The organism is Rhodomicrobium sp. Az07, assembly GCF_018619475.1.
GTDB lineage: Bacteria > Pseudomonadota > Alphaproteobacteria > Rhizobiales > Rhodomicrobiaceae > Rhodomicrobium.
Genome location: NZ_JAHFZG010000020.1, coordinates 1 through 12787 on the forward strand (window position 1 = coordinate 1; position 12787 = coordinate 12787).

Annotated in this window: 10 protein-coding genes; 6 read left to right on the forward strand and 4 right to left on the reverse strand. The window is 64.6% G+C overall.

Annotation, left to right across the window (positions count from 1 at the left end; genetic code table 11):
• Window positions 1-765, forward strand: a 765-nt coding sequence (locus tag KKP04_RS13420) for a hypothetical protein (RefSeq protein ID WP_215032499.1), incomplete at its 5' end; no start/stop codon positions are given.
• A gap of 87 nt (window positions 766-852) precedes the next feature.
• On the opposite strand, the gene mdoH is transcribed toward KKP04_RS13420, so the two are convergent.
• Genes mdoH through KKP04_RS13435 form a run of 3 tightly spaced genes read right to left on the reverse strand, consistent with a single transcriptional unit; the run spans window position 853 to window position 6220 of the window.
• Window positions 853-3051: a glucans biosynthesis glucosyltransferase MdoH gene (gene mdoH / locus KKP04_RS13425; RefSeq protein ID WP_215032502.1), complete on the reverse strand. Its 2199-nt coding sequence runs from the start codon at window positions 3049-3051 to the stop codon at window positions 853-855.
• An 8-nt stretch (window positions 3052-3059) separates the two neighbouring features.
• The gene (locus tag KKP04_RS13430) at window positions 3060-4619 is read right to left on the reverse strand and encodes a glucan biosynthesis protein (protein WP_215032505.1); all 1560 of its coding nucleotides are present in this window, start codon (window positions 4617-4619) and stop codon (window positions 3060-3062) included.
• A 59-nt stretch (window positions 4620-4678) separates the two neighbouring features.
• Complete coding sequence (locus KKP04_RS13435) at window positions 4679-6220, reverse strand: glucan biosynthesis protein (protein ID WP_215032508.1); 1542 nt, start codon at window positions 6218-6220, stop codon at window positions 4679-4681.
• Window positions 6221-6576: 356 nt separating this feature from the next.
• On the opposite strand from KKP04_RS13435, the gene KKP04_RS13440 reads away from it, so the two are divergent.
• On the forward strand, window positions 6577-8766 hold the full coding sequence (locus KKP04_RS13440; RefSeq protein WP_215032523.1) for a protein-disulfide reductase DsbD: 2190 nt from the start codon (window positions 6577-6579) through the stop codon (window positions 8764-8766).
• 2 nt (window positions 8767-8768) lie between these two features.
• Window positions 8769-9386 carry a thioredoxin family protein gene (locus tag KKP04_RS13445; RefSeq protein ID WP_215032528.1) on the forward strand — a complete coding sequence of 206 codons (618 nt, stop codon included), beginning with the start codon at window positions 8769-8771 and terminating at the stop codon, window positions 9384-9386.
• Between the two features lie 2 nt (window positions 9387-9388).
• On the opposite strand, the gene mutY is transcribed toward KKP04_RS13445, so the two are convergent.
• The gene (gene mutY, locus KKP04_RS13450; protein ID WP_215032531.1) at window positions 9389-10486 is read right to left on the reverse strand and encodes an A/G-specific adenine glycosylase; all 1098 of its coding nucleotides are present in this window, start codon (window positions 10484-10486) and stop codon (window positions 9389-9391) included.
• Window positions 10487-10579: 93 nt separating this feature from the next.
• Between mutY and KKP04_RS13455 the strand changes: the two genes are divergently transcribed.
• From KKP04_RS13455 to KKP04_RS13465, 3 genes are all read left to right on the forward strand, one after another.
• The gene (locus tag KKP04_RS13455) at window positions 10580-11164 is read left to right on the forward strand and encodes a DUF721 domain-containing protein (protein ID WP_215032534.1); all 585 of its coding nucleotides are present in this window, start codon (window positions 10580-10582) and stop codon (window positions 11162-11164) included.
• A 98-nt stretch (window positions 11165-11262) separates the two neighbouring features.
• Entirely contained in the window at window positions 11263-11910 is a 648-nt protein-coding gene (locus KKP04_RS13460) for a DsbA family protein (protein WP_371818807.1), read from the forward strand.
• A gap of 91 nt (window positions 11911-12001) precedes the next feature.
• The gene (locus KKP04_RS13465) at window positions 12002-12775 is read left to right on the forward strand and encodes a DsbA family protein (RefSeq protein WP_215032540.1); all 774 of its coding nucleotides are present in this window, start codon (window positions 12002-12004) and stop codon (window positions 12773-12775) included.
• The last annotated feature ends 12 nt before the right edge of the window (window positions 12776-12787 follow it).

Here is a 12787-nt window from a genome sequence, read left to right on the forward strand (position 1 = left end):
GCGCCCGCCTTGCGGTTGGTCGGGCTGCGGCTTCGGCCGTCCCTGCTCCTGTGGCTTCCTGCTGCCCGGTGTACCTTGGGGCGTACCCTGCCCGAAGCGCCCGCCTTGCGGTTGGTCGGGCTGCGGCTTCGGCCGTCCCTGCTCCTGTGGCTTCCTGCTGCCCGGTGTACCTTGGGGCGTACCCTGCCCGAAGCGCCCGCCTTGCGGCTGGCCGGGTTGCCTCCGATCCTGCTCCTGCACCTTCTTCTGGTCGGGCTGCGGCTTCGGCCGTCCCTGCTCCTGAACCTTGCGCGGCTCAAACTCCTGCCGACCGCGATCCTGCGTCTGCCCGCGCTGTTCCTGCTGCTGGCCGAAACGCGGCTTCTGGCCTGGCTCCGGCTGCGTCCGCTGGAACTGGCCGCTGCCGACACCGCGCTGCTGCTGGCCACCGCGGGGATCCTGCGGCTGCTGCGCGCGCTGGTTCGGGCCGCCACGTTGCTCCGATCGACCGCCACCGCGGGGCTCCTGCGGCTGTTGCGCGCGCTGGTTAGGGCCGCCACGTTGCTCCGATCGACCGCCGCCGCGCTGCTGATCCTGCTGACCGCCGCGTTGGGGCTGCTGACCGCGCTGTTCATCGCGCGGCTTCTTTTTCTGGTCGTCGCCCTGCTGCCCTTGCGGCTGAAATTGCACAAGCTGCACTTGCGCTTCGGCGGTGCCCGGATCTCCAAACGCGATAACGCACGACGTTATACTCGTCAGGAGAAGCGGCATGACCATTTTCGGTGACATGACGGTTCCCTTTCGTGGAGCCAGCGCGTAGCCGAGGACTTGAAGCTCTCATGGAGAATTCCGAAAAGCCGGAACCGTCCCGCGCTAGGTTGTTTGCTCCAGTGGCTGAGGAGATGATTGAACGGGTGTTTCGGGCGGAATTTCGGCGGGAATAAATGCCTCGAGGCGTGCGAGACTTTCGGGGTCGGACAGTAAAGCCGCCTTCTCACCCGGTTTCAGCAGGTTCAGCAGTCCAGCCAGATTTGCGGAAACGTCAAGTTTAGCTCGTCCAATGGCGAGATTCGGCGAAATTCTTGACTCCAGCGTGATCGGTTGCATTTGAATCAACTCGCGATGGAGACGGCGAAGCTTCGGGCTCTTTACAAGTTGCGTGATGGCCTCATGCTCGGATGCGGCCTTTTCAACTTCGGCCTGCGCGCGATGCGCTTCGCCCGCGATTGGCGGCGGAGATTTCTCTTCCTCGATCTGAAGCAGCCCGAAGCGGCGGAATCCTTCGCCGGCCGAGCGCTGCGCCGACCACCACGACAGCGGACCGGCAAAGACGAGGCCGAGCGACGCGGGCAGCATCCAGAGGAACAGGATTTTTGACGAATACCAGGTGCCGATCGCCAGCGCGATGCCGATGATCATGTGCAGGCGGTGGAACTGCATGATTTCCCGGAACGGGAGCGAACCGTCGTCGCGGCGCTGGGGTTTCCATCCGCTGTCGCGGCCTCGGAACACGTCCACCACGGCGCCCGACTGGAGCAACATCATGATGTGCGCGAAAAGCGACGAGAGAATCGTCTCGACCAGCACGCCGATGAAGAGAAGAAACGGCCCGCCGAAGCCCTTCCGCTGGCGGCTGTCCATCAGCGCCAGCACATAGGCGAAAAGCTTCGGCAGCAGCAGCACGCCGAGCGTCAGGATCAGAAGTTGCAACGAACGCTCGCTGTCCTGAATCGGCCATTTCGGGAAGAGCGAGAAGTCGTCCGTGAAATATTGCGGCAACGTGTAGATGGATTGCAGCGTCAGTGCGAGCGCTATGATGATGAACAGAAACCACACCAGCGCCGACACATAGGCCATGATGCCCATCGCCATATGCACGCGGCTCACCCAGTGCAGGCCGTCCGCGAACATCACGCGCGAGTGCTGGAGATTGCCCTGCGCCCAGCGGCGGTCGCGCATGGCGAAATCGATCAGCGCGGGCGGGATCTCTTCATAGGAACCGGGGAGGTCCGGCACCATCACGACGCGCCAGCCCGCGCGGTTCAGAAGCGCCGCTTCGACGAAGTCGTGGCTGAGGATCTGCCCGCCGAAGGGCGGCTTGCCCGGCAGCATCGGAAGCCCGGCGCTCTCGATGAAGGCTCGCGTGCGGATGATCGCGTTGTGCCCCCAGAAATTCGACGTGCCGCGATGCCAGAACGCGAGGCCGGTGGCCAGCATCGGCCCGTAGAGCCGCCCCGCGAATTGTTGCAGGCGCGCGAACAGCGTGTTGCGGCCGATGGAAAGCGGCACCGTCTGCACGAGGCCGAAATCCGGGTTCTTCTCGATGATCGCCGCGAGCTTCGCCACCGACTCGCCCGTCATCAGGCTGTCGGCGTCCAGCACCAGCATGTATTCGTAGTTAGCGCCCCAGCGGCGGCACCAGTCGGCGACATTGCCTGCCTTCTTGCCGGTATTCTGGGAGCGGCGGCGATAGAAGATCCGATGGCCGCACGCCTCGCGCTCGCGGACGGACTGGAACGCCGCTTCCTCTTGAACCCATATGTCGGGGTCGGTGGTGTCGCTCAGGATGAACAGGTCGAAGCTCTTGCCCTGCCCGAGCTTGGCGACCGAGTCCAGCGTGGCGACCGCCATGCCGAAGATGCGGGCGGGCGCCTCGTTGTAGGTGCAGACGAGGATCGCCGTGCGGCCCGTCAGCGGGGCCTTCGCGTCGTAATCCTCGTGTTTGACGAGCGAGCGCCGCATTCCCGTCGCGATGACGAAAAAGCCGGCCAGCGCCGTCATGAACGACAGCGAAAGCCAGAAGATGTTGATCGAGAACAGCACCATCAGCGCAACGCCAAGGCCGCCGAAGCTGCCCACGCTCAACACGAGATAAAGCTGCACGATCAGATAAGCCGTGATCGCAAACGCAGCGCCGAAAACCAGGAAGCGGCGCAGGGGCGCCTGCACGTCCATCGGGGGCTTGCGGCGCGTGGCGCGGTCGAAACTTTCGAGGCTTTGCGGCGCGAACACCGATTGAACGCGCGAGGCCGGTACGGCGGGGGTCTCGGCGGGTGAAAGCGTATCGTGCATGCTTGACCTCAGGCCGTCCACCGGTAGATCCAGACTTCGGAAATCGGTTTGCCATCCGAAACAAGCGCGCATCGCAAATCGGCCTCGACCGAACCCTCGGCGGGCTCATATTCGAAAGCGACACGATGGCCCCCGGAAACCCGGTTTCGCCGGATGATAGCGTTCAAGATAGTTCCTGCACTCGCGGTTAGTTCCATGATACGGCTCTTGTCGCCGCAAAATTCGACGGAGTCATCGCAGAGCTTGAACTCTTCGGTTCCGGCAAAGTCAATGTTGAACAGCCGCCGTCCGGCGTTCTGCAACGATGCGCCGACGAGCGTCTGTGCCACGGTAGCGTAATTGATGCGTAGCGGCGGAGCGTCGCACCAGGTCAGGCGATACTTGTAGGCGTAGCTTTCGCCCGCCGCGAGCGGCTCCTTCGGGTGCCAGAACGCGACGATGTTGTCGAAATATTCGGTTGTTGTCGGTAGTTCGACGAGATCGACCGAACCTTGGCCGAAGCTTTCGCGCGGCTCGACCCAGAGGCTTGGGCGCTGCTCGTAATGAGCCTCGAAATCCTCGTAGCGATCCCCGCGCCGCTCTCGCTGCACGAGGCCGAACCCGCGAATGGCGTTGTCGACGAACGCCGAGAACTGCACGCGCGGCGGATTGATGAGCGGCCGCCAGATATGTTCGCCCTTGCCGTTCCAGATCGCGAGCCCGTCGGAATCGTGGACGCGGTCACGTACTTCGTCTGCTTGATATGATGTGCTTGGCGCGAAATAGAACATGCTCGTCAGTGGCGCTATCCCTGCATAGGTCATGGACTTGCGAGGAAAGAGCGTGCAATCCACGTCCATCACGGTATTAACTCGCGCCGAGATAACAAACTTGTAAGCGCCCGATACGCTTTCGCTATCCAGAAGCGCGAAGACTGTGACCGAGGCCGCGCCGGCGCGCGGGCGGACGATCCAGAACGCCCGGAACACCGGAAACTCGTCATGCGGCGGCAGCGCCGTGTCGATGGCAAGACCGCGCGCCGAAAGGCCGTAGCCTTGCCCCGGCGCTTTCGCCCGGAAATAGCTCGCGCCCTGGAAGACGGCGAACTCGTCCATCTGGTTCGCCTTGTCGATGGGCGTATGGATGCGGAAGCCCGAAAAGCCGGGCGCTGTCCCCTCCGGCGGCGGCGTCACATTCTGCCCATATGCGAAAAAGTCCGGGCTATATTTTATTTCGGTCGCCCGGCCGCCCGCCACCGTGAAGATCTGTATCGGCGTCGTGTAGAGATAGCCCGCGCTGAAAAGCTCCGCCGTGAAGCCGAGATTGTCATTCGCCCAGAGCGCTTCCTCCCGCTTGAAGCGGATATCGCGATACTGATCGTAATTGAGATCCTTGTAGTTGGCCGGGATGGTGTCCGCGGGCGGCGCGTAGGGCGACAGCGAAAGCAGGCGCGCGCGCTCGATCAGCGTCGCGAAGGAAAACGGCTCGCCGTCGTCTGCGCGCGCCTCTCCGACGACATCCGCATGCCGAGCCAGATAGAGCGCGGCTGCAAAGCCAGCGCCAAGCTTCAGGACATCCCGTCTGTCCATGGTGCACTGCCTCGCAAATGCCTGAGTCTTAAAAATGCTCGATGAGGTCGGGTAACGCCTCAGCGCGCCCACCTGAAAATCCAGGTTTCGGAAACGGCCTTTCCGTCGACGAGCAGTTGCGCGCGCAGATCGGCCGGATCGCTGCCCGATGGCGAATATTCGAAGCGCAGCCGCTGCATGCCCGCTTCCGGTCCCGCAGCGACGCGGGCATTGCGCACCTCGCCGACCGAGGCCGTGACCTGCGTGGCGATTGTCGACGGATTGCAGCCCTCGCAGCGCTCCGTGTTCGCGAAATCGACGATGAAAGCGATCTCGCCCGACTTCGTGTCGCCTATGCGCGTCTGCGTCACGGTCGCGCGCCGGTTCTCGACAGGCGGCGTCCAGCACCAGTGCATGCGGTAGCGGTAGCGATGGCCGATGCCGGGGCCGAGCCCGTCCTTCGGCCGCCAGAAGCAGACGATGTTCTCGTTGACTTCTTCCGGCGCGGGAAGTTCGATCAGGTCGATGGAGCCTTCGCCCCAGTCTCCGACCGGCTCGATCCAGAGCGACGGGCGCTTTTCGAACTGCGCGTCCGTATCTTGATAGGCTGCGAACGAGCGCTCCTTCTGGATGAGGCCGAAACCTCGCGGGCCCTTGTCGACGAAGACCGAGAATTGCAGCCGCTCGGGATTGAGAAGCGGACGCCAGATCTGCTCGCCTGCGCCGTTGAGGATCGCCAGCGCCTCCGAATCATGCACGCGCGGGCGGAAATCCCGGCGTTTCGGCGCGGCGGAGGGGCCGAAGAAGAAGCGGCTCGCGATGGGCGCGATGCCCGCATAGGCAATGCGGCGGCGCGGGTAAATCGTGGCCTCGGTGTCGATGATCGTGTCGAAGCCGGGCGTCACGGTGAACTTGTAGCGGCCGACCGCGCTTAAGCTGTCGAACAGCCCATGCACGACGAGCGACTGATCGACCGGGCGCGGCCTCTCGATCCAGAACGAGCGGAACAAGGGGAAATCTTCGCCGCCCGTCTGCCCGGTGTTGATCGCAAGCGCGCGCGCCGACACCCCGAAGACCTGACCGCTCGCGATGGCGCGGAAGTTCGTTGCGCCGAGGAACCGCAGGAAGTCGCGAAACACGCCAAGGCGGTCGATCTGCGCCTGCGCATGGAACCCGGCAAAATCGGACTGCGCGGGCGTTGCGGGCGCCTTCGCCGGCGGGTTGAACTCGAAAGCATCCGCCGCATAGGGTATCTTGGTGGCTCGTCCGGCCTCCACCTGAAACAGCTCGACCGGAAACGCGAAGATCGCGCCCGCGGTGTGGTAAGGTTCGAGACGGAAAGGCGCGTTATCGTTGCGCCAGATGGCCTGATCGTCCTTGTAGACGATGGCCCGGTTGTACTGTTCGTAGGTCAGATTCGTGAGCGCTTCGTCCACCTTCTTTTCCGGCGGCTTGAACGGCTCGTCGGCGCGGCGCCGCGCGAAGGCATCAAGCAGCTCCTCCGAAAAAGGATAGGAGTCCGGGCTATCGGGCGAGAGGTTGATCTGCGCGAACGACGGCATCGGGAACGCAGCAGCGGCGGCTGTGGATGCGGCGAGCTTGAGCCACGTGCGACGGTCCATTCCGTACTCCTGAAAGCAATCTGCCGTTGCGCGAAAGGATTTCCAGAACAGGTCAGATGCGACCGGCCGGCGCCACGACAAGGTGTCCGTTCACGACCGGATACAAAAATTCCTACCCCGCCTGATCAAGAGACGGTTTGGGGTCTTTTGGGGCGAATTTGAGGCGCTTTCCGGGGTTTCCGAAAGGAAGCGACAGGCGGTGTCAACGGGCTTCAGAAAAGCGTGAACACGCGCTCTTTCAGCCGCTCCGCCCAAGCCTTCCGAGGTCGCGCCCCTTGATCTTGCGTGTTATGGAAGACTATCTGACCGGCTAGGCCACTCATTATGTGAGCCTTCCAGACTGCAAGCGGGTGTGAATGACAAACTGGGTATCGAAATCCGTGCGCGGGCTTTTCCTGGCGTGCATCCTTCTTGCAGGTGGCGCGTCGGCGGAAGCCGCTCCGAGAAAACACGTCGAAGTCGATCTTCTTGCCGGGAACACCGCCGTTGTGCCCGGCGAAACGATCACAGTCGCCGTGCGCGAGCGGATCGAGCCGGAATGGCACACCTACTGGCTCAATCCGGGCGATTCCGGCGAGCCGACGACCATCGCATGGTCGCTGCCGCAAGGCTTCGAGGCCGGGCCAATCCAGTGGCCGCTTCCCGATATCATCCCCACGCCACCGCTCGTCGATTATGGCCACAGGGGCGAACTCCTGCTTCTCGTCGACATCGCCGCGCCGAAGGATGTGGCGGGCGACAGCGTGACGCTTGCCGCGAAGGTGAATTATCTCGTCTGCAAGGACGTCTGCGTTCCTGAAGAAAGCGACGTCCGGCTTACGCTGCCCGTCGCGGCGGCAGGCGGCGGAGCGCCATCGGACCACGCGGCGGCCATCGCGACGGCGCGCGCAAAGGTTCCGGTGCCGCTGCCCGGTACGGCTGCCTACTCCGTCGACGCCGCGAAGGGCGATCTTCGGCTGACGGTTAGCGCTGATGCGTCCATCCTCGACGGCGCGACGGACGCGCGCTTCTTCCCCCTCGACTGGGGTGCTGTGTCCAACTCCGCGCCACAGAAAATGGCGCTCGACGGCGGCAGGCTCACGCTCGACCTGAAGCAGGGCGAAACGAAAGAGACGCCGGACAAGCTCGAAGGGGTTCTGGCGCTCACCAAGGGCGGCGAGCGCAAGGGCTATGTGATCGCGGCGACGCGCGGGCCGGACGGCGCGGCGCTCGGCGCTCCCGCGAAGCTTGTCGAAGGCGGCGCGTCCGGTGGCGGCATCGCCGCGCCGCGCGCAGATACGCCTGCCGTGAACGACGGCGGCGTTTCGAGTGTCGGCCTCGCCATACTCTTCGCTTTCATCGGCGGCGCGATGCTGAACCTCATGCCATGCGTCTTTCCCGTGCTCGCGATCAAGGCCCTCGGCTTCGCGAAGAAGTCGGAAGGCGGCCACGTGCAGCAGGGGTTCGCCTATCTCGGCGGCGTGCTGGTGTGCTTCGCTGCGTTGGCCGCGCTCCTCGCCGTCCTGCGCGAAGGAAGCGCCGCTTTCGGCTGGGGCTTCCAGTTCCAGTCTCCCGCCTTCGTGCTGGCGCTGGCGATCCTGTTCTTCGTCATGGGCTTGAGCCTCTCCGGCGTCGTGTCTTTCGGCGGCGGCCTTATGAACGCGGGCGACGCGCTGGCGCGAAAGCCCGGCAATGCGGGCTACTTTTTCACGGGCGTCCTCGCTGCCGTTGCAGCGACGCCCTGCACGGCCCCGTTCATGGGCGCGGCCATCGGCTACGCGCTGACGCAGCCGACGGCGGTTCTCGCCGCCGTCATGCTCGGCCTCGGCCTCGGCTTCGCGGCGCCGGTCGTGCTCCTGAGCCTCAGCCCCGGCCTCCAGCGCGTGCTGCCGAAGCCCGGCGCGTGGATGGAAACGCTGAAGCAGGTGCTCGCCTTCCCGCTTTATGCCACCGCCGCGTGGCTCGTGTGGGTGCTGTCGATCCAGACGGGCAGCGACGGCGTGATGGCGGCGGCGCTTGCCTTCGTCGCCGTCGGCTTCGCGGCCTGGCTTGCGGGCAAGACGGCCTACGCGCCGCTTCGGACGAAGCTCGTCGCGCCCGTGCTCGGTGTCGCGGCCTTCGCGGTGTCGCTGTCGCTCGCGGAAACGGCGGGAAGCGTCAACATGGCGGCGACTTCGGAGAAGGCGGCGCTTTCGGGCGAGACCTTCACCAAGGCGCGCCTCGATGGCCTCGTCGCCGACGGCAAGCCCGTGTTCGTGAACCTGACCGCCGCCTGGTGCATCACCTGCAAGGTGAATGAACGCGTGGCGCTGAAATCCGACGCGGTCGCCGATGCCTTCGCGAAGCGCGGCATCATCTATCTCGTCGGCGACTGGACGAGCCGAAACCCCGAAATTACCGACCTGTTGCAGAAATTCGGCCGCGCGGGCGTGCCGCTCTACCTGTTCTATCCCGGCGGCGGACAGGAACCGCGCGTGCTGCCCCAGATTCTGACTGTCGGTCTCGTCCTCGACGAGACGAAAACGAAGGCGAAAATCGCCGGTCCATCCTCGAACAAGGGAGCCTGACGATGTCTTTCCTGAAACCTTTGGCCGTGCTGTTCGCAAGCGCTGCGATGACCGTCGCCGCGACCGCCGCGCCGGAAGTCGGCAAGCCCGCGCCGGACTTCTCGGCCACCGACTCCAACGGCAAGACGGTGAAGCTCTCCGACTATCGCGGCAAGACGGTCGTGCTCGAATGGACGAACGACGGCTGCCCCTACGTGCAGAAGCACTATTCGACGAAAAACATGCAGGCCCTCCAGAAGGACGCGGCTGCGAAGGGTATCGTCTGGCTGTCGGTCATCTCGTCCGCGTCGGGCGAGCAGGGCGCCGTCTCGGGCGCGGAGGCGAACACGCTCAGTGAAAAGCGCGGAGCCGCGCCCGCCGCCGTGCTTCTCGACCCGCAAGGCAAAGTCGGCCGCGCTTACGATGCACGCACGACGCCGCACATGTTCATCGTGAACGGCGACGGCACGCTCGTCTATATGGGCGGCATCGACGACAAGCCCACCGCGATGACGTCCGACGTCAAGGCCGCGAAAAACTACGTGCGCGCGGCGCTCGACGAGCTTGCGGCGGGCAAGCCGGTGGCGACGCCGGTCACGCGGCCCTATGGCTGCTCGATCAAGTACAAGCACAGTTCATAGCTTTAGCGCCGGGAACCGCCTTGACTCGGCGGCGAGAGGCCAAGCGCTTCGAGGCCCGACGCAACCGCCTTCTTCATGATTGCAGGCAGGGCGAAAGCCGCGAGTTTGTCGAGCGGCGCCCACTCGCCCGAAAAGGCCGCTGCGGCCGAGGCATCGGCGTCCGCGTCGGCCGCGAAAACGCGAAGCTCCAGATGAAAATGCGTGAATGTGTGCTGAACGATGCGCGCCTTCCGCCATGCCACCCTGGCAGGCGCCCCGACGCCTGAAACGGATGCATCGGCTTGGGCGGCATCCACCCATTCGGACGTAGGCACTTCCATCATGCCGCCGAGCAGGCCCTTGTCCCCGCGGCGCCGAAGCAGGATGCAGCCGCCGCGCACGATCACGAAAGCCTCGCCGCGCCGCGTCGGCCTCGCCGCTTTCGCCGCGCGCAATGGAAAACGCTCCGCCTCGCCCGTCGCGGTCGCGGCGCAGAAAGTCCGGACCGGACAGACCAGACACGAGGGAGAACGCGGGCTGCAAATGCCCGCGCCGAGGTCCATCATGGCTTGCGCGTAGTCGCCGGGGCGCGACGCGGGCGTCAACCCTGCGGCGAGCTTGCGCAGTTCCGGCTTCGCGGCGGGAAGCGGCGTCTCGACCGCGAACACCCGCGCGAGGACGCGTTCGACGTTTCCATCGACCACAGCGGCGGGTCGGTCGAAGGCGATGGCCGCAATCGCCGCCGATGTGTACGCGCCGACGCCCGGCAGCGCGCGAAGGCCCTCCTCGTCGGCCGGAAAGCCACCTCCGGCGAGCACTTGCGCGCAGGCGTGAAGGTTCCGCGCCCGGGAGTAGTAGCCGAGCCCCGCCCAGGCCGCGAGCACCTCGTCGCGTGTGGCGGCTGCCAGTGCATCGACGGTTGGCCAGCGCCGCGTGAATGCCTCGAAATAGGGGACGACAGCCTTCACGGTCGTCTGCTGAAGCATGATCTCCGACAGCCAGACGCGATAGGGATCCGCGCGCTCGCCCGGCTTCGCCCGCCATGGCAGATCGCGCCGCGCGATGTCGTACCAGCCAAGCAGCGCGTGCCGGAAGCTCTCGGCGGCGAACGGGGGCCGCATACTGTGCCTCTTCTGCATCAGCCGCACATCGAACGGGAGCACCCGGCGTTTCGCGCCTTCATGTCATGCCTCGAATCAGCCATCGCCCAAGCTATGGCGATCTTAAATCAACACGGCAAGAGCAGCGGCGCGAGTGCGTCGGCGGTTCCCTACAAAGGTCCGGTTTCGGTCGGACGGTTCATCGCGCCGGTCGCAGGCAAGACGCTTGCGCGGGGCGGCACGGTCATGGCCGAGCTTCTAGCGGAGTGGCCCGCTATCGCGGGCGCTGGTCTTTCGGCGCACACCAAGCCCGAGCGCCTGACGAAGGGCGCGCCGCAGCCGGGCTTCGACGGACGCACGCCGCCGTCGGTGCTGCATCTCAAGGTCGATCCGGCGAAGGCGCTCGACGTTCAATATATCGCGCCGCAACTGGTGGAACGGATCAACAGCATGCTCGGCTTCCGCGCGGTCAGTGCGCTGCGGATCGTGCAAGGGCCGATCGTGGCGAAGCCGGTTCGCCGCGCGCCGACCCGGCCCGCGCCCTCATCGCCGGGCGCCTCCGCTCCGGTTGCGTCCGCATCGACAAGCGGCACGCCCTCCGCGACGCCCGAACCTCAAGCCGCAATTCCGCAACCGCAGGATCGTCTCGCCGCCGCGCTCGCCCGCATGGCCGAAGGGCGAAAGGCGCGCGGTCTCTGATCGCTATCTCCCAGCCTCATGCGATGTCGCGCTTGAATTTTATCGTTCTACGCTCCAAAACATCGCGAACGCGGATTTGCATTTGGGAGAAAGCGCTCGTGTCTTCGAAACTGAAATTGGCAGTCTTCGCCCCATTGGCGGCTTTGGCCCTGGTGCTGGGCTTATCTTCTCTGACCGGCGGTCGCCTCGTTTCCCCTGCCGCGGCGCAGGACGCGGCGGCGCAGCCTGCCCTTCCGGACATGGCGCTCGGCAAGGCCGATGCGCCCGTCACGATCATCGAGTATTCGTCGCTCTCCTGCCCGCACTGCGCGACCTTCCACAAGGATGTCCTGCCGGAACTCAAGAAGCAGTTCATCGATACCGGCAAGGCTCGCTATATCCAGCGCGAGTTCCCGCTCAACGACGCCGCGTTTGCGGGCTCGGTGCTTGCGCGCTGCCTCGATACCAGCCGCTACTTCGCGTTCAACGATCTTTTGTTCAGGAAGATGGACGATTGGGCGTTCAAGCAGGACGCGCTGACGCCGCTCAAGCTTTACGCGAAGCAGGCGGGGCTGAACGACGCCGAATTCAACAAGTGCCTTTCAAACGAAGACCTTCAGAAGAAGGTGCTCGCCGTCCGCGAACTTGGCGAGAAACAAGGCGTGCGCGGGACGCCGACGTTCTTCATCAACGGGAAGAAGCTCGACGGCGCGGCAACGATCGAGGCATTCGCCGAAGCGATGAAGCCCTATCTCAGCACGCAATAAGCGACAACGGCGCCGCGAAAGCGGCGTTTTTCTTGTATAGAGGCCGCAGCGCGCCGGAGGGAGGCGCGCCCTGGTTGTACGGGTGGGACCGATGACATTTTCCAACGTGGCGCGTCTTGTGGGCGCGGCATCTTTCGCGGCTCTTCTGGCCGGCTGCACCGGCGGCGTTTCGTTGCCCGACATGCCATCCATGCCCGCGCTTCCGTCTCTGTCGCTTGGCGCGGAAGAACCCGTGAAGGTGGACGCGGACAAGCCGAAATCCGAAAAGCAGATTTCGGCGGCCGATCTCGCGGAGCCCGGTCCGCTCGGCGATCAGGTGATCGGCAAGGCGAACGCGCCCGTAACCGTCGTGGAATATCTTTCGCTGACCTGCACGAACAGCGCGAAGTTTCACGCCGAGACGCTGCCGAAGCTGAAGAAGGCATATATCGACAAGGGCAAGGTGAAGCTCGTCCTGCGCGATTATCCGATCGGCAAGGCCGCCGCTTCGACCGCTGTTCTGAGCCGCTGCCTGCCGCAGAAGGACTATTTCAAGGTCGTGGAGAAGCTTCTTTCGGCGCAACAGACATGGGCTGCGCGGGAGGTTAAGCCCGACGACATTTACAATGCTGTGAAGTTCACAGGAATAAAGCGGGACAAATTTGACGACTGCCTCACGAATCAAAGCATTAATGATGCGTTGGTCCTGGTAAAACAGCGGGGCAGGGGCTTTGGCGTTTCGGGAACGCCGACATTCTTCGTGAACGGCAAGAAATTGGCGGGTGCCGTGTCGTTCGAGGAAATGCAGCCGGTTATCGAGGCTGCGCTGGCGAATCCCGCCGCACCGGCGACGCAGCAGCCCCAGCGCTCCGCCAATCCGGCCTGACGCGATCCGCTC